Annotated in this window: 22 protein-coding genes; 11 read left to right on the top strand and 11 right to left on the bottom strand. The window is 40.5% G+C overall.

Features of this window, described 5'->3' with window-relative positions:
- The 10 genes from BCG07_RS13360 to lipA all read left to right on the top strand — a co-directional run.
- Positions 1-305: nucleotidyl transferase family protein (locus BCG07_RS13360; protein ID WP_502694074.1), on the top strand; the 305-nt coding region annotated here is incomplete at its 5' end.
- Positions 306-360: 55 nt separating this feature from the next.
- Complete coding sequence (rsfS, locus tag BCG07_RS13355) at positions 361-678, top strand: ribosome silencing factor (RefSeq protein ID WP_006793397.1); 318 nt, start codon at positions 361-363, stop codon at positions 676-678.
- 37 nt (positions 679-715) lie between these two features.
- Positions 716-1186 carry a 23S rRNA (pseudouridine(1915)-N(3))-methyltransferase RlmH gene (rlmH, locus tag BCG07_RS13350; RefSeq protein WP_002958522.1) on the top strand — a complete coding sequence of 157 codons (471 nt, stop codon included), beginning with the start codon at positions 716-718 and terminating at the stop codon, positions 1184-1186.
- A gap of 9 nt (positions 1187-1195) precedes the next feature.
- Positions 1196-3076: a penicillin-binding protein 2 gene (gene mrdA / locus BCG07_RS13345; protein ID WP_286890530.1), complete on the top strand. Its 1881-nt coding sequence runs from the start codon at positions 1196-1198 to the stop codon at positions 3074-3076.
- Positions 3073-4179: a rod shape-determining protein RodA gene (gene rodA / locus BCG07_RS13340; protein WP_243533072.1), complete on the top strand. Its 1107-nt coding sequence runs from the start codon at positions 3073-3075 to the stop codon at positions 4177-4179. Before mrdA ends, rodA begins: the two co-directional genes overlap by 4 nt.
- A complete protein-coding gene (locus BCG07_RS13335; protein WP_286890529.1) occupies positions 4179-4943 on the top strand; it encodes a septal ring lytic transglycosylase RlpA family protein in 765 nt (254 codons plus the stop codon). Before rodA ends, BCG07_RS13335 begins: the two co-directional genes overlap by 1 nt.
- A gap of 100 nt (positions 4944-5043) precedes the next feature.
- Positions 5044-6207 (top strand): serine hydrolase, encoded by a 1164-nt coding sequence (locus BCG07_RS13330; protein WP_286890528.1) that lies wholly within the window; start codon positions 5044-5046, stop codon positions 6205-6207.
- A 169-nt stretch (positions 6208-6376) separates the two neighbouring features.
- Positions 6377-6655, top strand: a complete 279-nt coding sequence (ybeD, locus tag BCG07_RS13325; RefSeq protein ID WP_006793392.1) for a DUF493 family protein YbeD — start codon at positions 6377-6379, stop codon at positions 6653-6655.
- Between the two features lie 19 nt (positions 6656-6674).
- Positions 6675-7328: a lipoyl(octanoyl) transferase LipB gene (gene lipB / locus BCG07_RS13320; RefSeq protein WP_006793391.1), complete on the top strand. Its 654-nt coding sequence runs from the start codon at positions 6675-6677 to the stop codon at positions 7326-7328.
- Positions 7325-8290: a lipoyl synthase gene (gene lipA, locus BCG07_RS13315; protein ID WP_004585911.1), complete on the top strand. Its 966-nt coding sequence runs from the start codon at positions 7325-7327 to the stop codon at positions 8288-8290. Before lipB ends, lipA begins: the two co-directional genes overlap by 4 nt.
- An 85-nt stretch (positions 8291-8375) precedes the next feature.
- On the opposite strand, the gene BCG07_RS13310 is transcribed toward lipA, so the two are convergent.
- Positions 8376-9653, bottom strand: a complete 1278-nt coding sequence (locus tag BCG07_RS13310; RefSeq protein WP_243533068.1) for a VCBS domain-containing protein — start codon at positions 9651-9653, stop codon at positions 8376-8378.
- Between the two features lie 220 nt (positions 9654-9873).
- Between BCG07_RS13310 and BCG07_RS13305 the strand changes: the two genes are divergently transcribed.
- Positions 9874-10116: an RNA recognition motif domain-containing protein gene (locus BCG07_RS13305; protein ID WP_006793389.1), complete on the top strand. Its 243-nt coding sequence runs from the start codon at positions 9874-9876 to the stop codon at positions 10114-10116.
- A 156-nt stretch (positions 10117-10272) separates the two neighbouring features.
- Here the strand turns inward: BCG07_RS13305 and BCG07_RS13300 are convergent, their stop codons facing one another.
- From BCG07_RS13300 to pnp, 10 genes are all read right to left on the bottom strand, one after another.
- Entirely contained in the window at positions 10273-10488 is a 216-nt protein-coding gene (locus BCG07_RS13300) for a TIGR02450 family Trp-rich protein (RefSeq protein ID WP_243533066.1), read from the bottom strand.
- Positions 10489-10677: 189 nt separating this feature from the next.
- Positions 10678-11010 carry a Na+/H+ antiporter subunit G gene (locus BCG07_RS13295; RefSeq protein ID WP_006793387.1) on the bottom strand — a complete coding sequence of 111 codons (333 nt, stop codon included), beginning with the start codon at positions 11008-11010 and terminating at the stop codon, positions 10678-10680.
- A 9-nt stretch (positions 11011-11019) separates the two neighbouring features.
- Positions 11020-11289, bottom strand: a complete 270-nt coding sequence (locus BCG07_RS13290; RefSeq protein ID WP_006793386.1) for a K+/H+ antiporter subunit F — start codon at positions 11287-11289, stop codon at positions 11020-11022.
- Entirely contained in the window at positions 11283-11819 is a 537-nt protein-coding gene (locus BCG07_RS13285; protein WP_006793385.1) for a Na+/H+ antiporter subunit E, read from the bottom strand. The genes BCG07_RS13290 and BCG07_RS13285 overlap by 7 nt, the downstream gene beginning before the upstream one ends.
- Positions 11819-13336, bottom strand: coding sequence for a monovalent cation/H+ antiporter subunit D (locus BCG07_RS13280; RefSeq protein ID WP_243533064.1), 1518 nt, complete (start codon positions 13334-13336; stop codon positions 11819-11821). Before BCG07_RS13280 ends, BCG07_RS13285 begins: the two co-directional genes overlap by 1 nt.
- The gene (locus BCG07_RS13275) at positions 13333-13686 is read right to left on the bottom strand and encodes a Na+/H+ antiporter subunit C (RefSeq protein WP_006793383.1); all 354 of its coding nucleotides are present in this window, start codon (positions 13684-13686) and stop codon (positions 13333-13335) included. Before BCG07_RS13275 ends, BCG07_RS13280 begins: the two co-directional genes overlap by 4 nt.
- A complete protein-coding gene (locus tag BCG07_RS13270) occupies positions 13686-16478 on the bottom strand; it encodes a monovalent cation/H+ antiporter subunit A (protein WP_033025209.1) in 2793 nt (930 codons plus the stop codon). The genes BCG07_RS13275 and BCG07_RS13270 overlap by 1 nt, the downstream gene beginning before the upstream one ends.
- A gap of 200 nt (positions 16479-16678) precedes the next feature.
- A complete protein-coding gene (locus tag BCG07_RS13265; RefSeq protein WP_243533062.1) occupies positions 16679-17788 on the bottom strand; it encodes a hypothetical protein in 1110 nt (369 codons plus the stop codon).
- 1 nt (position 17789) lies between these two features.
- Positions 17790-18668: a lipoprotein NlpI gene (gene nlpI / locus BCG07_RS13260; protein WP_010555983.1), complete on the bottom strand. Its 879-nt coding sequence runs from the start codon at positions 18666-18668 to the stop codon at positions 17790-17792.
- A 209-nt stretch (positions 18669-18877) separates the two neighbouring features.
- Positions 18878-21004 (bottom strand): polyribonucleotide nucleotidyltransferase, encoded by a 2127-nt coding sequence (gene pnp / locus BCG07_RS13255; RefSeq protein WP_006793378.1) that lies wholly within the window; start codon positions 21002-21004, stop codon positions 18878-18880.
- Positions 21005-21197 lie beyond the last annotated feature (193 nt).

Here is a 21197-nt window from a genome sequence, read left to right as displayed (position 1 = left end):
ATAAGTGGTTTGAATGGCAAACAATTACTGAGCTTTGCCATATTGTGGTATATCAACGACCAGCGCAGAGTTGTCAGGTAACAGGTGAGCTTAAACACTACATGCAGCATGCCCTCGTGGATGACCCCGCTCTTATTACAGAGCATTTAGGTGGTAAACTTTACTTTTTACCGGGTAAAATGCTTGATGCAGCTTCTAGTTCTATTCGTGATGATCTTAAAAAAAGTAACAAAAAGAATGAACTATTACCCGATGCCGTGAGTCATTACATACAAATGCATCAGCTATATCAAATTGATGCTTAAAAATGCCTAGCGTGTTAAAATACGCGCCATTAAATTTTTAAATTGAGACAAAACCTTGGATTCAAAACAACTACTCGCCTTTGCAATGGATAAAATTGACGATATGAAAGCGCGTGACATCGTTGACATAGACGTAACTGATAAATCAGACATTACCGATTACATGGTAATTTGTACTGGCACGTCTAAACGCCACGTTCAATCAATCGCCGACCACTTAGCAAAAGAAGCACGTCATGCAGATTCAGAGCCATTAGGCTATGAAGGCGAAAATGACGGCGAATGGGCACTGGTTGATTTAGGCGATGTGGTTGTACACGTGATGCAAACTGAAGCACGTAGCTATTACGATCTAGAAAAACTGTGGGGCTAACCACCCACTTGTTAAAAGCAACGCTTGGAAGTTATTCGTGAAAATACAAATGATTGCTGTTGGTACAAAAATGCCAGCGTGGGTAGAAACGGGATTTGCTGAATACCAGCGCCGTTTCCCCAAGGATATGGCTTTAGAGCTAATTGAAATACCCGCCGGTAAACGTGGCAAAAATGCCGATATAAAGCGTATTTTACATATTGAAGGCGAAAAAACATTAGCCGCTATTCCTAAAGGCAATCGTATTGTTACGCTAGAGGTCACTGGCAAAGCGCTAGATACTCACCAACTTGCTAAAAACATGGAAAAATGGCAACTCGATGGCCGCGATGTAAGTTTACTTATTGGCGGCCCTGAAGGACTTGCTCCAGAATGCATTGCTGCATCGGAGCAAAAGTGGTCGTTATCGAACCTAACATTACCACACCCTTTGGTGCGAATTATTGTTGCAGAAAGCCTATATAGAGGCTGGAGCTTAAATAACAATCATCCCTATCATCGCGAGTAACGCCTTGCTATGCTAAAACAAAGACCCACTATTCGCGATCACTCCGCAGAAGCAAATTTGTTTGCACGGCGTGCATTTGTGGGTTTTGTTTTTGTATTAGGGTTAGTAGCTGTTTTAATTACTAATCTTTACAACGTTCAGGTAAAAGACCACCAAGATTATCAAACCCGCTCCAACGACAACCGTATTAAAGTTATTCCTATTGCACCTAATCGCGGTTTAATTTACGACCGAAACGGTGTACTGCTTGCTGAGAACAAACCCGTTTATAATCTCGAGGTGATCCCCGAGGACGTTGATAACCTTGAAAAATCACTTGAACAAGTAAGCCAACTAATCACGATTACAGAACAAGAAAAACAAGATTTTTTAAAAGATATAAAAAACACGCGCCGTTTTAAATCACAAGTACTTAAAGCGCGCCTTGATGAAGCCGATGTTGCTACATTTTCGGTTAACCAGCATAAATTTCCCGGGTTTAGTATCGAAGCTCGTTTAGCACGTTATTACCCATTCGGCGACACGCTTACTCATGCCCTAGGTTATGTTGCAAAGCTAAACCGAAAAGAGCTGAACAAGCTCGAACAAGAAGGCCAAGCCACAAACTATCGTGCAACCCACGATATTGGCAAACTCGGTATTGAAAAATACTACGAGCAACTTTTACATGGTCAAGTCGGTTCGCAACGTGTAGAAGTTAATAACCGTGGTCGTGTTATCCGCACCCTGAGTATGCTTCCCCCGCAGCCAGGTAGTGATTTAGTGTTAACGCTCGATATCGGCCTGCAACAAATAGCCCAACATGCACTCAAAGACATGCGCGGTGCGGTTGTCGTAATGGATGCAAAAGATGGCGGAATACTTGCGCTATATTCGAACCCAAGCTACGACCCCAATTTATTTGTACACGGTATTAGCAGTAAAAATTATAAGGCACTTCTTAACCCAGATCGCCCACTCATTAATAGGGCTACACAAGGCCGATACGCACCAGCATCCACCATTAAACCGCATATGGCTATTTTAGCACTTGAAGAAAACATGGTGACGGAAGGGACAACCATGTGGGATCCGGGCTTTTTTGAAATACGAAACGTAGAGCACAAATGGCGTGACTGGAAACGTTGGGGGCATGGCCATGTGGATGTATACAAAGCCATTGAAGAGTCGTGCGATACGTACTTTTACGATACCGCGTACCGATTAGGCATTACAAAAATTAGTAATTTTATGGCGCATTTTGGTTTTGGCGACCTATCGGGTATAGATATACACGAAGAAACTACCGCGATATTGCCTTCAAAAGAATGGAAAGAAAACAGATTTAAAGAGTCTTGGTGGCCTGGCGATACAATTTCTGTAGGCATTGGCCAAGGGTATTGGACCGCAACACCGATTCAAATTGCTAATGCAACTAACATACTTGTTAACAAAGGGGTTAACCACCCTCCTCACTTAGCGCAAGTGGCTAAAAAAGAGGACGATGTGACGCAAATAAATAATGAAGAAAAGCCACCTGTAGTACTGAACAATCCTGACAATTGGCGTATAGCCATAGATGCTATGCATAATACCGTAACTAAAGTCACAGGCACCGCCCACAAAGCGTTTAAGGGCGTAAACTACGACCCTGCAGGTAAAACGGGCACGGCACAAGTTGTGAGCATTGCACAAGGTGAAAAATACGATGCAGAATCACTTAAAGAGCGACAACGCGATAATGCCATTTATGTGGGGTTTGCCCCTTACAATAATCCTCAAATAGTTGTGTCTATTGTTGTTGAAAATAATGGTGGTGGCAGCACGGTTGGCGCACCTATTGCCAGGCAGTTAATGGATTATTACTTTGCAGCTAACCCTGTTGAACTGGCAAGGAATAACACCCTATGACCGCCCTGCATGACAAGCGCTCTATTTGGATGCGCATGCATTTAGACTTGCCTTTACTTATTGCCATTTTACTTATGATGGCTGGAAGCATCACGGTTGTGTACAGCGCAAGTGGCCAAGAGTCAGCGATGATGATAAGACACATGACGCGGATGGGTGTGGCCATCATTGCCATGGTAGTACTTGCACAAATTCCTCCCGCGACACTGAAAAGACTCACTATACCGATGTACTGCGTTGGGTTATTAATGCTGGTTGGTGTGTTGTTATTTGGTGTGAGCTCTAAAGGCGCGCAACGTTGGCTTGATTTAGGGTTAACTCGCTTTCAACCCTCAGAATTAATGAAGCTTGCAGTACCTATGATGGTGGCTTGGTATATTGGCCGTAAACATTTACCACCACGACCACTACACTTAATTTTCGGCTTTGCGATTGTAATGATGCCTACATTATTAATTAAAGAGCAACCAGACTTAGGAACATCAATACTGATTGCAAGCTCTGGCATATTTGTACTTTTTTTATCAGGGTTGAGCTGGCGATTAATTAGCTTTTTAAGTGCAGCAGTTGCATTAGCTGCATGGCCATTTTGGCAGTACGGCATGCATGCTTATCAACGACAACGCGTACTGACATTTTTAGATCCGGAGAGCGACCCTCTTGGCTCGGGTTATCATATTATTCAATCTAAAATAGCCATTGGTTCTGGCGGTGTCGAAGGTAAAGGCTGGTTGCAAGGTACACAGTCACAACTTGAGTTTTTACCTGAACGGCATACCGATTTTATTTTTTCGGTATTAAGTGAGGAGTTTGGCTTATTTGGTGTCTGCGTTTTACTTAGCTTGTATTTGTTTATAATTGGCCGCAGCTTATATATTGCAGTAAATGCACAAGACGCATTTGGAAAGCTGTTAGCTGGCGCACTGACTTTAACTTTTTTTGTTTATATATTTGTAAATATTGGCATGGTATCGGGACTACTACCTGTTGTTGGTGTGCCCTTACCCCTGATAAGTTATGGTGGCACATCGATGATTACGCTAATGGCCGGCTTTGGTATTATTATGTCGATTGCGACAGACAAAAGGATGCTTTTAAAATAATGCAACGTTACGCTCAGACTCTAATAATCATCTTAATCGCTATCACTGTCAGTGCCTGTAGTAGTGGTTCGAGTGGGCGTTACCATATGCGCCATGATTCAGCCCCTCTTAGAGCACCCACAGCGCTTGAAATGCAGGATGCTATTGTTACTGAGGTGCAAAAAAGTGCTAGTGCTTCTCGCCCCTACGAGGTGCTAGGTAAACGGTATACCCCAATGCTTGACGAAACGGGTTACAAAGAAGAAGGCATTGCATCGTGGTACGGCAGAAAGTTTCACGGATACCACACTTCAAATGGTGAAATATACGATATGTTTGCCATGACCGCGGCGCATAAAACATTACCTTTACCTAGTTTTGTTCGCATTACAAACACGCAAAATGGCAAGTCAGTAATTGTACGCGTAAACGACCGTGGGCCTTTTCATGATGACAGAATTATTGACCTGTCATATGCGGCTGCATACAAGCTAGGCTACTATACACACGGTATAGCAAAGGTTAAGCTTGAAGCGGTTACGCTTTCGAATTCTGCTGCTAATAAAACGTATATTCAAGTAGCTGCAGGCAGTACATTGGCAAATATTGAAGCCCTTGCACAACGCTTACGCCAACAATATAAATTACCAACAAACATTGTAAAAAAAGACACTATTTACAGATTGCATTTGGGGCCAATACAAAACGCCCAACATGCAGAAAAAGTATTAAAAAAATTAAAAAAAAATCAATTTCAAAACGCGTTCTTGCTTTACACTCAGTAAGACAAATACCCAAACCAGCCTAACCACACTCGCATCTCGGGGGTGTTTGGGTATAGAATGGCGTAACGCGAATTTTTAACTTTAACCATTAATGAGTATGATGAAATCAATTAAACATAAAATCCTCAAAGGTGTATGTGGCTTAGTTTGTTCAGCCGCCGTATTTTCAGCCAGCGCCCAAATTATTCCGGCACCACCTCAAGTTAATGCAAAGGGTTATTTTTTAGTAGACTTTACAACAGGTAAGGTTATTGCTGAAGGCGAAGCCGATACTAAACTTGCGCCAGCAAGCTTAACTAAAATGATGACCAGTTATGTAATTGGTACAGAAATTAAAGTTGGTAACATAGCCCCTACCGACATGGTTACAATTAGCGAAAAAGCATGGGCAAAAAACTTCCCAGAGTCTTCAAAAATGTTTATCGAAGTGGGTAAGCAAATTAGTGTTGATGAGCTCAATCATGGCATTATTATTCAATCAGGGAATGACGCCTGTGTTGCTATTTCTGAGCACATAGCAGGCAGTGAAAGTGCTTTTGCCGACTTAATGAATGCTCACGCTGCTAAATTAGGTATGACTAACAGCCACTTTATTAATAGCCATGGCCTTGATACTGATGAGCACTATACTACACCACGTGATATGGCCACGCTAAGCGCCGCACTTATCAGAGATGTACCTGAAGAGTATGCTATTTATAAAGAAAAATCATACACCTACAATGGTATTAAGCAATACAACCGTAACTCACTATTATGGGATGAAAGCTTAGACGTAGATGGTATAAAAACAGGCCACACATCTGAAGCTGGCTACAGCTTAGTTACATCAGCCACTAAAAATGGTATGCGTTTAATTGCTGTTGTTATGGGCACCTCAAGCGAGCGTGCACGTAAAGTAGAAAGCAAAAAACTACTTAACTACGGCTTTCGCTTTTTTGAAACAATTACACCTTACAAAGCGGGCGACAGCTTTGCAGAGCAGCGCATTTGGATGGGTAACAAAGAAAATGTATCGTTAGGTATTTTAGAAGACACACCTATCACTATTCCACGTGGTCAGCATAAAAACCTAAAAGCTAACTTTGAGCTAGACAACACCCTTGAAGCACCATTAGCTAAAGGCACTAAAGTAGGCACTTTATTCTTGCAACTAGAAGGGGAAGACATTGCGCAATACCCACTAGTGACACTTGAAGAAGTGGAAGAAGGCAGCTTCTTTAGTAAAATTTATGACTACTTACGTTTACAGATCATGCAATAAATTGTAAATGACTAAGTATATATAATTTAAGCGCCTCCATTGTGGGGCGTTTTTTTTTGCTTGAAAAATGCTAGAATGCGCCCCATATATGCATCACTGCTAAACGCCTATCTGTATTAAGCTTCGTGCTTTACATAGAGTTCACACTTTTGTATGAGGAGTCACTAACGTGGTTCAACCAGTTAAAAATACTAAATTTGATGAGTACTTAGAGTACCCTTGCCCATTTACATTTAAAATTATGGGTTTAGCCAACGTTAATTTAACAGATCAAATATTAGCAAAATTACAACCTATTGCTCCGGGCGACTACGCACCAAAAGTAAAACCAAGCAGTAAAGGTAATTATGAGTCTGTTACGCTAGTAGCTACGGTTACAAGTGGTAAACACATTGAAGAAATTTACAACGTGATCAGTAATATCGATGACGTACGCCATATGCTTTAAGCCATAGTTGAGATTTGATGTGAGCGAAAACACTTTAATCGTACGCCAATTAGGTCGCCAGCGTTACATGCCTATTTGGCAAAAAATGCAAGACTTTACCGATACACGTGATGAAAACACCCCTGATGAAATTTGGCTTGTAGAGCACGAAAGTGTATTTACTCAAGGCCAAGCAGGAAAAGACGAGCATTTACTTGCCCCTGGCGACATTGAAGTAATTAAAGTTGATCGCGGTGGCCAAGTTACCTACCACGGCCCTGGCCAACAAATGATGTACGTATTATTTAACCTACGTCGTTTAAAGATAGGTGTGCGTGAACTTGTTACTTGGCTCGAAGAGTGCATTATAGAGTCGCTTGCTGAATACAATATTGAAGCATACGCTAAAGCCGACGCCCCTGGTGTTTACGTTAACGACAGCAAAATTGCATCATTAGGTTTAAGAGTTCGCCGCGGCTGCTCATTTCATGGCTTAGCATTAAATGTTAACATGGACCTAAGTCCATTTTTACGCATCAACCCGTGTGGTTATGCCGGTATGAATATGGTGCAAACAAAAGAATTAGAGGGTCCTCAAAACCTACAAAGCGCAGGTGAAGGACTCGTAAAACACATGATTAAAAAGCTTAATGCAGCACAGGTTAAGCATACTGAAGGGTTTGAAAACGAATGAATAAACCAGTCAAAATGGAACCAGGTGTAAAACTACGCGACGCAGAAAAAATGGCGTTGATCCCCGTTAAAGTTTTACCAACAGAAAAAACTGAAATGTTGCGTAAGCCAGAGTGGCTTAAAATTCGCTTACCAAAGTCAACAGAGCGTATTGACGGTATTAAACAAGCCATGCGTAAGCACGGCTTACACTCAGTATGTGAAGAGGCATCGTGCCCAAACCTATCAGAGTGCTTTAACCACGGTACAGCAACCTTTATGATTTTAGGTGCTATTTGTACGCGTCGTTGCCCATTTTGTGATGTTGCTCATGGTCGCCCATTAAAACCTGATGCAGCAGAGCCTGAAAAGCTTGCACTAACAATTAAAGACATGAAGCTTAGCTACGTTGTAATTACTTCGGTTGACCGTGATGATCTTCGTGATGGCGGCGCACAGCACTTTGCCGATTGTATCCGTGAAATTCGTAAGCACAACCCAACCATTACCATCGAAATTTTAGTACCCGATTTCCGTGGCCGTATGGACCGTGCTCTTGAAATTTTAATTGAGACACCGCCTGATGTGTTTAACCACAACCTAGAAACAGCACCGCGTTTGTACAAGCTTGCGCGCCCAGGTGCCGATTACAAATGGTCGTTAGAATTACTTCGTCGCTTTAAAGAAGCACACCCAGAAGTAAAAACTAAATCTGGCTTAATGGTTGGTCTGGGTGAAGAGATTAGCGAAATAGAAGAAGTACTTCGTGATCTACGTGCTCATAACGTTGACATGCTAACCGTTGGGCAATATTTACAACCTTCTAAGCATCACTTGCCAGTTAAACGTTACGTGCCGCCTGCAGAGTTTGACGCGTTGAAAGAGTACGCTGATGAAATTGGCTTTACACATGCAGCCTCTGGCCCATTCGTTCGTTCAAGCTACCACGCTGACCAACAAGCTGCCGGTAAAGAAGTAAAATAGTTACTTTTTAAAACGCATTAAAACAGCCCTTAGCAATTAAATTGCTAAGGGCTGTTTTGTGGATTTTATATTTGTATTATGTCGATTACTTTATTAAAGAACCTTTCTTAATCACAAAATCAGCAAATCGTACCTGCTCTTCTTCAGCGCGAAGGCTATCGGTCTCTACTATTGAGCGGTAAATTCCCCATTTAGGGCGTGCAAAGTCATCATCGCTAACGCCTCGCCACATATCTATGTTTTGCTCGTTTATATTCAATAGTTCTTCATTGTCGCTTAAGCGGGTAAGGGTCATCTCAAATTGCCCCTCCTCGCTAAATGTGGCTTGAACAAAAACCTGTATCCACTCATCGGTTATAAGTGACCAATCTGTTTCTAAAAGGTTTTTATCAAGCCCTGTACTGTTACCGTTTTCATCAAAACCTGCGCTATACCTTACTTGTAACTGGTTCCCTGTACTGTTTTTTTGAGCACCAGAGAGCGTAATGATAGGTTGATCGTCGTTGCCATTGGTATTGTCGTTGGTATCGTTACGGGCTTTTATTTGAAAAAAGTGACTGAATTTACTCGTTAACTCAAGCTCACTACTTACTCTAAACTTCCAGTTGTATTGTACGGTTTCATTTTCAAAAGCAAGCGTTGCCGGGGGTGATTTATCATAGGACTTAATTTCGTTACGCTGACGATCACTCGGGCCTTTGTCTTTATCTTGGTCTTCATCGCGATGAGCTAAAAATACAAAGTGATTACCTACAATAGCGTCTGTATCTTCCACTATATGTATAACACCTTCATGATTACCGCTATACATATCAGGCGATTCAATTGAGCCTTCACTAAATACACTTTCTATCAAGGTATAAGCGCTGATCCCTAAATTAACGCCATCAGCATTTAGGGTTGTTTTATCGCTTACTACAAAATTATCTGGCTGTACTACGCCAACAACAGTAATGCTTATTGTCGCTTTAGTGCCATCCGCAGAGCTAATTACTATTTCATCAAGTAATGTGTCACCTATATCTAAAGCGGTCACGTTTGTGTTAGCGAGGTCCAAGGTGTAAGACCAACTACCATTGCTTGAAAGATTAAATATACCATAACGTGTTTGACTGCTCGTCTGAGCAATAAACACCGCCTCACCAGCTTGCTCATCTGTTATAGAAAGCTCACCCACAACTGCACTTTGACGATTGTTTTCTATATTTGCTGATATTTCACCACTGATAATTGCGGCAGATTGTACCGACAGCTCAGAGCTGACCGACTCATTTTTCGAACTTGAACTCCCACAGCCCAATAATGAAAAACTTAAAAAGCACACAGTATAGATATTTAATACACTCAAACGAAATATCGACATAACAAACCAGCCCAACACGTTAATGGTAAGTAAACTTTTAAAAATACAACTTACCAATTATTGATTTTAATAACTAGTTATTTATTACCAATAACTCATTATTCGCTTTAAGGGCTAGTTAAGTGTTTTAAACTAATAGAAGTAACGATGCTAAAAATATAATTAGGTTAAAACCAAGTTACTTGAGATAATCTACCCGATACCATTATTTAGGTTAAATATGAAATTATTAGTTCGTAACTTATCTCGCACTACATCAGAGCAAGATCTTCGTACACTGTTTTCAGCGCACGGCAAAGTGACTACCTGTAACTTAGTACTCGATAAAGAAACTGGCCAATCTAAAGGATTTGCCTTTGTAGAAATGCCAAACGATATTGAAAGCAAAAGCGCTATTAAAGCACTTAATCAATTAACCGTTGATAAAAGTAAGATTCGCGTAAAATACGCAGATGAAAAATAGCTGTTAGCTAAACACTTTTGTAAACCAGCTAAATGCTGGTTTTTTATTGTTGGTATTACTTTTTATCAATCTCATCTTCCCTAAAATTGATGGTTTTAAACTACTTTAACTATACATTTAAAGTTCAATCCATTGATTTATATAAATTTATTAAAATTATTTCCAGCCTTGACGCCATTTTTCTGTGTTTTTGAGATCGCGCCAACTAATGGGGTATTGGTTTTTAGAAAACACAGACTCAGTAATACACGCTATCACGTTAGCTTCTTCATCGTACTCTACCTCCACAATTACAAAGTGCTTTTCTTTATTGATAGCGGGCGTTGCAGTCCATTTACTATTGAGTAATTTTTTTGGGTTTATGTTATTCATAAAATTTAAAGTTTCTTGTCAATTTGTAAGGCTTAATACGTGCAATTATGTTCTCAAGCTCAATTAATCACTCTTAAATAAAAGCGTTAACGACTTCTTTAATAACAAAAAACCGAATAAATTTCTTTATTCGGTTTAAGAACGCTCATTGGTATTACACTACCCAGATAGTGTAATAATTAATAAAGCTTAATCATCTTCAATGTTGTCTAGGCCTTTGGTTCCCTCTTTTGGCTTAAGTTTGTGATGAATAGCCGACTTAATTAACATATAGCCACTTATTGGGGCGGTAATTAATAGAAATATAGTGATCAATATTTCCTTAACACTTAAACCCGTTTCAGAGTTTGCAAAAAATACCATGGCGGCAATTAATATACTTGCCATACCTAAAGTGGTGGCCTTTGTTGGGCCATGTAAACGCATAAAAAAATCGGGCAGTTTTAATAAGCCTAACGAGCCAATTAAAATAAACGTGCCGCCAAATAACAATAAAATTGATACAACCCACTCGCTAATCATCTTGCCACCCTATTCAATTATATCGCCACGTAGTAAATACTTACACACCGCAACAGTACTCACAAACCCTAACATGGCTATCAACAATGCAGCCTCAAAATACAAGCCTGTTCCCATACTTATGCTGTATAAAACAATAAGTGCAATAACATTAATATACATAGTATCAAGGGCTAAAACTCTATCAGGAATCGAAGGCCCTATAATAAGGCGCCACAAATTAAGTAATAAAGAGAGCCCTATCATGGCAAAAACGATAAGTAATACGGTATCTAACATTGAAATATCTCCTTTAGTGGAGCTTCGTAACGCTTTTTAATATGCTTGATAAGCTCAGCTTCGTTATCAAGGTCAAGTACATGTATGAGCAAATAACGCTGTGTCATTTCCTCGCCCTGTGCTAACGATTCAGGAATAGGATACACCTCCGCACTGACAGTACCGGGTGTTAACGACACACTGCTTGCTAAAATTGTAATCGGCATATCGTGTGTTAAGTCTAAGGGGACTTTAATAAATGCGGGGCGTAATTTTTTGGAAGGCCCAACAATTAATAACGCAACCTGTAAGTTAGCTACAATAATATCGTAAAGTACAATTAAAAATTGTTTTAGAGCTAGCCCTGGCTTTAATATAAGCGGCTGAGGATCTCTAAACGAGAAGCTTAAAATAGGAATAAAAATAGCAAAAAATGTTGCCAGTACAATATGACCAACCGAAACACTATTATTGAGCAACAACCATACTATAAACAAAAATAAGCTACGAAATGGTGTTGGTAACCAACGAAAACGGGCTTGCAGTCTCATTACATGCCTCCTTTTAGTACAGCATTTATGCCACCGCTAATATCATGTAATTGCGTAGCAGCACCTACCATGTATTCGCTAATCGGCCCGCCAAAAATAACTAATAATGGCGAACATGCGAGTAACCCTATAATTACCGTAACTTGTAATGGGTTTGCATCAGCGCAGTCTGGGCTTTCGCTGCGTTTATCTTTTCTTTCCCAAAACAAGCTTGTACCCGCACGAGAAAGTGCAACTAGCAATGCAAAGCTTGTTATTAAATAAACGGGCCAAAATACTAAGGCCTGCTCACTATTTAAAGTTGATTTTAGTATCCATATTTTACCAACAAAGCCAGATAACGGCGGCATACCTACTACTGTTAAAGCGGCAACAACAAAACATGCCCCAAGTAAAAGCGGCTGTTTAACTGCACGCCCACCAACAAGCCTGTCGGCAACTTTTCCACGTTGCTTAGCAATTAAGTCGGCTAATAAAAATAACGCGGCACTCACTAATGTTGAATGCACTAAGTAATACAATAATGCAGCCGTTGCATTTACATTTTGTAAAGCCACTAACGCAACTAATGTACCTACCGACACTAACACTAAATTAGCAGTTAACTTACGCAAGTCTTGCGCGGCTATTGCGCCCATAGCTCCGACGATAATAGTGGCAATTGCTAATCCCCAAAGCCAAGGTTGTACCATGTGCTCAAGTGCACCCGCCTGTTCACCAAATATCACGGTGTAAACACGCAGCATGGCATAAACGCCCACCTTAGTCATAATAGCAAATAAGGCTGCAACAACAGGTTTAGCGCTTGCATAGGTATTTGGAAGCCATAAATGTAGGGGCAATAATGCACCTTTTAAAGCAAATACAATAAGTAGTAATAAACCACCGGCTTTAGCAATAAATACATCGTCACCATTAAGCTGTGATACCTTTTGCGCCATATCAGCTATATTCAATGTACCTAATACGCCATATAAAATACCTAAACCTATTAAAAATACACTTGAGCCCACTAAATTTAAAATGACATATTGTAGCGCTGCACGTGTGTTTTGTTTGTCGCCACCGTGCATAAGTAATGCATACGATGCAATAAGTAAAACTTCAAAAAATACAAACAGGTTAAACAAATCACCCGTTAAAAAAGCGCCGTTAACACCCAATACTAAAAAATGAACAAGTGGGTGATAAAAGCTTCCTTTTTCATCATCGCCCGCACTGCCATATAAAATGGCCCCAAGCCCTAAAAACGAGGTTAGCGCTACGAGTAATGTTGATAAATTGTCGGCCACAAGTACTATCCCAAAAGGGGCCGACCAATCACCAATGGCATAAACACTGATACCCGTATTGTAAATATGCATTAATAAAAACACACTAACGGCAAACGTAATAAGCGCCATAGCATTTGATGCGTAACGGCGAATTTTTACACTTTTACCACACGGTGGAAGTAACAAAATAACCGCTGCAAGCATAGGTAATAAAATAGGTAAGGATGCTAAATGTTGAATCATTTTTGCTCCTTAACTACAGCAGCTGATTTAACTGGGCTTCCATCAACATGATCGCTCCCTAAATCAGCACGTCCACGAATAGCCAAAATAACCACAAATGCTGTCATTGCAAAACCAATTACAATTGCGGTTAAAACCAAGGCTTGAGGAAGTGGATCTGCGTAATCTGCCCCGGTACCAAGTACCACTGCTTTATTTATAGTTAAACGCCCCGATGAAAATAAAAATAAGTTTACTGCATACGAAATCATGGTAAGACCCAGTACTACAGGAAACGTCCGTGCTCTCAACAGTAAAAATATACCGCAGCTAACTAATACACCAACGCACGATGCGTATAATAGCTCCATTAAATATTCACCTCTTTTTTAGGGGCATCGGAAGTCATATTACCCAAACTAGCTAAAATCATTAATGTTGCACCTACTACGGTGAGGTACACGCCAAGGTCAAACACAATTGCACTAGCAAGTTCTGTTTTACCTACAAACGGAATATCAAAGTAATCAAACCACGTGGTTAAAAATGGCCTACCGAAGAACCAGCTGCCTACACCAGTAAACATTGCGATACCTATCCCCGAGGCAATAATTTTACGGTAGTTGATGTCAAAACGCTCGGTGATCCAGTTAGAGCCATGTGCCATGTACTGCAAGATGAAAGCAATTGACGTAACCAAACCAGCAATAAAACCACCGCCTGGTAAGTTGTGACCACGCAAGAATATATACGCTGATACTAACAACGCCAACGGCAATAAGCTTTGTGAAATACTTGCAAGTAATATTGGGTAACGCTCACGCGCCCATGGACGTCCTTCGCTATCACTGGCAGGCATAAATAATGGAATACGTGAAAGCACTTTAAATATCCCTAATGCGGCTATACCCAGTACCGTTATTTCACCTAGGGTGTCAAATCCCCTAAAGTCGACCAAAATAACGTTAACCACATTTGTACCGCCACCACCTGTTTTGGCATTAGCGACAAAGTAATCAGAAATAGAATTTAATGGACGCGTTAATATCGCATAACAAATACTCGCAACCACTACACCAATAGTAGAGGCAATTCCTAAGTCGCGCAGTACTCGCAACGAGCTAGACTCTTTAGGCGTATGTTGAGGTAAAAAGAACAACGCAAGCATAAGCAATATAATAGTGGCCACCTCAACAGTAAGCTGAGTTAACGCTAAATCTGGCGCAGAAAAACGAGTGAATAAAACCGACACCATTAAGCCTACAATAGACAGCATCAACAATGCGACCATTCTCGATCTGTGCCAAATAACGGTGGCTATTGCGCCAATTATTAATAAACCAGCACCAATCGCATTATGCACATCAACAGGTGTGCGCGGCATACTGCCAGCTAATTGTTGCATTTCAAATAATGGCCAACCGGCACAAAGTAATACGACACCCAGCATAATAACCAAATAGCGCTGTAAAGAACCATTTTCAGTGCTGTTAATCTTGCTCTGACACCATGCAACTACACTCAGCACTGCACGTTCAAAGGTTTTTTTAGCATTTAATGTGGGCAGTGAAGCCTGAAATTGAAATAAATATTTGCGATTCACGTAAATAAACAAACCACCTACAACGGCCATTGCACTCATCAGTAACGGTAGATTAAAACCATGCCAAATTGTTAACTTGTACTCTGGCATCGCTTCCCCTAACACCGCTAATGACGCCGCAGATAAAATACTATCAACAGTAAAGCTTGGGAAAATACCCACCAAAATACATAGCACAACCAGTATTTCTATTGGCACACGCATATAACGTGGTGGTTCATGCGGTGTTCTAGGCAAGTCTATTGGGTCGCCGTTAAAAAATACATCGTGAATAAAGCGTGCTGAATAGGCTACTGCAAATGCACCTGCCACCGTCGCAAGTACCGGTATTAACCATGACATAGATCCAAGTACTTGTTGATGTAGTGTTTCGGCAAAAAACATTTCTTTCGATAAGAAACCATTGAGTAGAGGTACGCCCGCCATAGCTGCAGCAGCAACCATTGCAAGAGTTGCGGTATAAGGCATAAACCGCCACATACCATTAAGTTTACGCATATCACGCGTGCCTGTTTCATGGTCAATAATACCGGTAGCCATAAATAACGACGCTTTAAATGTTGCGTGGTTAATTATATGAAATATGGCTGCAACCGTTGCAAGCTCGGTATCAAGGCCAAGCAATAGCGTGATCAAACCTAAATGGCTAATTGTCGAATACGCAAGTAAACCCTTTAAATCGTGCTTAAATAACGCTATGTAAGCACCAAATAACAATGTAGCTAAGCCAGTTAAACCAACTAATAAAAACCACATTTCGGTTCCAGCTAAAGCTGGATAAAAGCGCGCAAGTAAAAAGATACCGGCTTTAACCATCGTTGCTGAGTGCAAGTAAGCGCTAACGGGCGTAGGGGCAGCCATTGCATGAGGTAACCAAAAATGAAACGGAAACTGAGCCGATTTAGTAAATGCACCCAGCAATACTAAAACAAGTGCTAACTCGTATAAATCATGGGATTGAATAATGGCTTTACTTGCCAAAATAACATCTAAGTCATAACTGCCAACAATATCACCTAGCAACATTAACCCGCCAAGTAGTGCTAAACCACCCGCCCCTGTTACGGCTAAAGCCATTCGCGCGCCCTTACGCGCTTCAGATTTATGCCACCAATAACTTATCAATAAAAAAGAACTGATACTGGTTAATTCCCAGAATAGCCATAGCTGTATAACGTTATTAGACATAACAATGCCTAGCATTGCTGTCATAAATAACATTAAGTAGCTATAAAGCTTAGCCATTGAGTCATTGGCGCTGAGGTAATAACGTGTATATACAATAACAAGCAAACCAATGCCTAATATCATAAACATAAACAAGAGGCTTAAACCGTCTATACGAAGCGATAAATCAAGACCAATAGAGGGGATCCACGCTAAGGAATAGCGGATAGTTTCACCGGCAAGAACCGCAGGTGCATGGTATAAAGTAATCCCCAAAGCGGTTAACGGTGCAAGCACAGTAGCAAATGTACTTTGATTGCGAGAAAGTTTGCCTGTGAATGCAGAAATAACACTGCCAATCAAGGATAACAAGGGTATCCAGAGCAAAGTCATAATGTAGGGCCTTTTATAATCATAAGTTTATCAGGGCGCCACTTTTATACATTAAGTGATGCTTTTACTGCCTGTTTTTAAACGACATTAATGGTAATAGTTATACTCAATAACAGATATTTTGTCTATAAAAAGCGAAGCATGTTGAGTTAATTTTAAGTGAGAAAATAGGGACTTAAAAACCAATGGTTATAGACATATTAACGCTTAATTTTATCTATATGTGCTAACCAAAGGGCCCTGTATTGATCAGAGAGCTTTATCTGTTGATATTCTAGAATTGACCAGTCTTTACTTGGTTTGTAGGCTACACCGCCACTCTGGCAGCTTTTACTTCTATGCCAACCTTTTGGTGATTTTTCATCTTTTTGTGCAATATACAAGTTAGGAGCAACTAAGCCTCTCATTTTACACAACCAAGCCTGCTTAGCTTTGGGTAAAACATACTCATCTTCAAAGCCATTAAAGTGCATTAGCTCATGCAAGAAAATCCCATAATTGGCATCTGAATTTAATTGCATAATTCCTCGGCTAACATTAGCACTTCCATATTTGGGCATCATTACAACAAAATCAAATTTTCTTAAAAATTGTTTATTTATTAAAGTAGATTGCCAATCACAATTAGCCGCTTCGCTCATGCTATTATTGCACTTTAAAGCACCACCCACATACACGGGCTTACTAAAGCAAAAAGTGTCCTGTCTTGGCTCCGGATTTTTATTATAAGTTTTGATTAATGCCGATAACTTATAAAGTCCACTTCGATGATCGCTCATCGTTAAAACATTAAACTGGCATTTTCTATTTACCGCAATAGTAGAATTTAACGATAAAAAGTCCAATGAGTGCAAAAATGGTTCGGGGATCTGTGTGTGAATAACACCATTGTGTAAGTTAAGGTGATTTAATACAAAACCAGGCTCTAGGTAGCCTAACGTGTTTAAAAATTTAAGATCGTCCCACTGCTTATTAACAAGTAATTGCTCGGCTAACTTGGCCAGCTGAAAATTATTTATTTTTGGTAAACTCAGTCGCCAAAATAATTTCGCTGCTTCAGCTTGGTCTTTTTTGATCAGGTGTAAAGAATACTCATATTGAGCAGAAGGTATGTGATGCCTAGCAAGTAGGCCAAGAGTATTTTTAGGCAGTTTATTTATATTTGCTAAAAAGTAGCGAGGAAACTGCCAATATAATTGTAGCGGTTCGGCTTTGGCATTTAAAACCTGCCAAAAGCCAATACCACCATAGCTGTTGCTCGACCCTGCAACCAACAAGCTAAAAAGTAATGCTAATGTTGTTTTTAACACACTAACTTGCGTCTGCTTCCATTAAAAGTTCAAGCTCTAAGCGAGCATATTTATATTCTATAAACTCATGTACATTAGTAGATAGCGCCAATCTAAAATAATCAGCGGCAACATAGGTATCACCCGCTGCTTGGTGTAGCTTTGCTAAGTAAAAATAAGCTTCGCACAAACGTTGGGCATATTCTTGCTCTGACTTAACGCCATCGCTTACACCAGATAAAAATGTATGTTCACTCATATCACCCGCAAAAAGTGAGATTAACTGATATGCCCATTGCGAGTCATCAAGCGCTTTAGAGTTAGTTTTTAGCTCCGCAACTGCTGAATCTTTGTCTAATTTAGCTTGTGCTAAATACACCCACAATACGCGATAAGGGTCGTTAGGAGAACGCGCTAAAAATTGACTGAAGTCTGTTTTTGCAATACTGGGCCTATCACCATAATAAAGCGCAATACCGCGGTTTAAGTAAGCGTATTCGTGTTCTTCATCTAGCTCTAACGCAGAATCAAAAAGCTCATATGCTTTTTCATATTGCTGCATTAATGTGTGTTGAATACCTAAAAAATTATACACCTCAGCTAAATCAGGCTTAAGTTTTACCGCACGGTTAAAGTCAATACGCGATAAAGTGGTCATGCCTAAACTATCAAACAGCACTCCGCGATCGTAATATAACTTTGCTTGTTGCTCTGGTGTTAAATCAGCTCTATTAAGCAATTCTGAATAACGTGCAATAGCTATTTCACTGCGAAAATCAGACGCTAAGGGCGCAGTGAAAGGCACGTTTACTACAGGTGCTGATTCTGATTGGGTTGTTGTTTGGCAAGCGCTTAAAGACAAAATAGCAAAAGACGCCAAAGCAATGTGTTTGAAAATCATTAAAATCCTTAATACCAAGGTTGGTAGCCTTATGACTGACGACGAATGATTTGGTTCATAGTTGCACATACACTATGTATCATCGCAAGTAATTTAGCTTCCTTGAATAATCTTTGTTTAAATTCAAGTCCCTCATTAAAGCATAAAAAAAGGGGCTAAACAGCCCCCTTTTATATTATCCAGAAAATATCTGGATTGAGTATTAGCAATTAAGCGTCAGTTGACGTATCTGCCGCTGGCGCAGCTGATTCCATTGCTTCTTTAATACTAAGACGTACACGGCCTTGACGGTCTACTTCTAGTACTTTAACTTTAACTTCTTGACCTTCGCTAAGGTGATCAGCAACGTTATTAACGCGCTCTGTGCTAATTTGAGAAATATGCACTAAACCATCTTTACCAGGAAGAATATTTACAAACGCACCGAAGTCTACAATACGTACAACTTTACCTTCGTAGATAGTACCTACTTCAAGTTCTGCTGTTAATTGCTCAATACGGCTGATTGCATTTGCAGCGCTTTCACCGTCAGTAGCGGCAATTTTAATTGTACCGTCATCACCGATTTCAATTGTTGTGCCTGTTTCTTCAGTAAGTTGACGAATAGTAGCGCCACCTTTACCAATAACTTCAGCAATTTTCTTCTGTGGAATTTTCATTGTGTAAATGCGCGGAGCAAACATTGAAAGCTCTTCAGAAGGAGCAGAAATCGCTTCGTCCATCACTTCTAATATGTGTAAACGTGCTGCTTTTGCTTGTTTAAGCGCAATTTGCATGATTTCTTGTGTGATACCTTCAATCTTGATATCCATTTGCAATGCAGTAATACCGTTAGTAGTACCTGCTACTTTAAAGTCCATGTCACCTAAATGATCTTCATCACCTAAGATGTCAGAAAGAACAACGAATTTCTCGTCTTCTTTAACTAGACCCATCGCAATACCTGCAACAGAAGCTTTAATTGGAACACCCGCGTTCATAAGTGCTAGTGATGTACCACACACAGACGCCATTGAAGATGAACCGTTTGATTCAGTGATTTCAGATACAACACGGATTGAATATGGGAAGTCAGTCAATGTTGGCATTACTGCTTGGATACCACGCTTAGCTAGGTTACCGTGGCCAATTTCACGACGCTTAGGAGAACCAACAAAACCAGTTTCACCTACACAGAATGGAGGGAAGTTGTAGTTAAGCATAAAGTGGTTTTTGTGCGTGCCCGTTAAATCGTCGATTAACTGTGAATCACGTTCTGTACCAAGCGTTGCTGTTACTAATGCTTGTGTTTCACCACGTGTGAAGATAGCAGAACCGTGAGTACGCGGTAATACGCCAGTCATTACGTCTAGTGCACGGATCATATCTGGTTCGCGACCATCGATACGTTTTTCGCCTGCAGCGATACGGCCACGAACAATTTTCTTCTCAAGTGAACCGAATACTTTACCCACTTCTTGCTTATCAAGCGTTTCGCCTTCAGCAAGCTCGCTTGAAAGTGCTTCGATAACTGCATCTTTAGCTACGCCAAGTGCTTCTTTACGCGCTACTTTATCAGTAATACGGTAAGCTTCGCCTACTTTATCAGCAGCAAGTTCAGCTACTTTCTCTTCAAGCGATACGTTTTTCTCAGGTGCAGTCCAATCCCAAGTAGGCTTGCCTGCTTCTGCTTTAAATTCGTTAATAGCATTGATGATAGACTGTGATTGCTCATGGCCGTATACAACCGCGCCTAGCATTACGTCTTCAGCAAGTACGTCTGCTTCTGATTCAACCATAAGTACTGCGTTGTCAGTACCAGCAACAACTAAATCAAGTTGGCTCTCTTCAAGTTCTTTTAACGTTGGGTTAAGAACGTATTCGCCACCAATGTAACCAACACGAGCTGCACCAATTGGACCGCTGAACGGGATGCCAGAGATAGCAAGTGCTGCTGATGTACCAATCATCGCAACCATATCAGGTTGGATTTCAGGGTTTACAGATACAACAGTTGCAATAACTTGTACTTCGTTTACAAAACCATTTGGGAAAAGTGGACGAATTGGACGGTCAATAAGACGTGCAATTAGTGTTTCGCCATCGTTAGGACGACCTTCACGCTTAAGGAAACCACCTGGGATACGACCTGCAGCGTACATACGCTCTTGGTAGTTAACTGTTAGTGGGAAGAAGTCTTGACCTGGCTGTGCTTCACGCTTACCAACAACCGTTACTAGTACTGACGTATCGCCAATGCTTGCTAGTACTGCGCCGTCTGCTTGACGTGCGATTGCACCTGTTTCTAGGGTTACAGTGTGTTGACCTAGTTGAAATTCTTTTATAATTGCTTGCACTTAAAATATCCTTTAAATCTAAATAAGTGTTCCATCAAAGTACCAATTACAGTACATAATTGTATTCAGTTGGAAATCAATTAAGTACTACAATTGGCAATGATGTTAATAACCGTAGATAAACCTTTTTATCTACGCGCACAGTATATACCAAAGCCACGTAAAAATGCGAGTCCAGCAAACAGTTTTAGTT

Source organism: Pseudoalteromonas sp. ESRF-bin5, from assembly GCF_002632075.1.
GTDB lineage: Bacteria > Pseudomonadota > Gammaproteobacteria > Enterobacterales > Alteromonadaceae > Pseudoalteromonas > Pseudoalteromonas marina.
Note: the sequence above shows the minus strand (reverse complement) of the source record. Positions and strands in the feature narration are given on the sequence as shown.

What these genes read in the sequence shown, in the direction of transcription:
- mrdA (WP_286890530.1), top strand. Translation starts at nt 1,196, where the DNA reads ATGCTAAAACAAAGACCCACTATTCGCGATCACTCCGCAGAAGCAAAT.
- rodA (WP_243533072.1), top strand. Translation starts at nt 3,073, where the DNA reads ATGACCGCCCTGCATGACAAGCGCTCTATTTGGATGCGCATGCATTTA.
- BCG07_RS13335 (WP_286890529.1), top strand. Translation starts at nt 4,179, where the DNA reads ATGCAACGTTACGCTCAGACTCTAATAATCATCTTAATCGCTATCACT.
- BCG07_RS13330 (WP_286890528.1), top strand. Translation starts at nt 5,044, where the DNA reads ATGAAATCAATTAAACATAAAATCCTCAAAGGTGTATGTGGCTTAGTT.
- lipA (WP_004585911.1), top strand. Translation starts at nt 7,325, where the DNA reads ATGAATAAACCAGTCAAAATGGAACCAGGTGTAAAACTACGCGACGCA.
- BCG07_RS13310 (WP_243533068.1), bottom strand. Translation starts at nt 9,653, where the DNA reads ATGTCGATATTTCGTTTGAGTGTATTAAATATCTATACTGTGTGCTTT.
- BCG07_RS13305 (WP_006793389.1), top strand. Translation starts at nt 9,874, where the DNA reads ATGAAATTATTAGTTCGTAACTTATCTCGCACTACATCAGAGCAAGAT.
- BCG07_RS13300 (WP_243533066.1), bottom strand. Translation starts at nt 10,488, where the DNA reads ATGAATAACATAAACCCAAAAAAATTACTCAATAGTAAATGGACTGCA.
- BCG07_RS13295 (WP_006793387.1), bottom strand. Translation starts at nt 11,010, where the DNA reads ATGATTAGCGAGTGGGTTGTATCAATTTTATTGTTATTTGGCGGCACG.
- BCG07_RS13290 (WP_006793386.1), bottom strand. Translation starts at nt 11,289, where the DNA reads ATGTTAGATACCGTATTACTTATCGTTTTTGCCATGATAGGGCTCTCT.
- BCG07_RS13285 (WP_006793385.1), bottom strand. Translation starts at nt 11,819, where the DNA reads ATGAGACTGCAAGCCCGTTTTCGTTGGTTACCAACACCATTTCGTAGC.
- BCG07_RS13280 (WP_243533064.1), bottom strand. Translation starts at nt 13,336, where the DNA reads ATGATTCAACATTTAGCATCCTTACCTATTTTATTACCTATGCTTGCA.
- BCG07_RS13275 (WP_006793383.1), bottom strand. Translation starts at nt 13,686, where the DNA reads ATGGAGCTATTATACGCATCGTGCGTTGGTGTATTAGTTAGCTGCGGT.
- BCG07_RS13270 (WP_033025209.1), bottom strand. Translation starts at nt 16,478, where the DNA reads ATGACTTTGCTCTGGATACCCTTGTTATCCTTGATTGGCAGTGTTATT.
- nlpI (WP_010555983.1), bottom strand. Translation starts at nt 18,668, where the DNA reads ATGATTTTCAAACACATTGCTTTGGCGTCTTTTGCTATTTTGTCTTTA.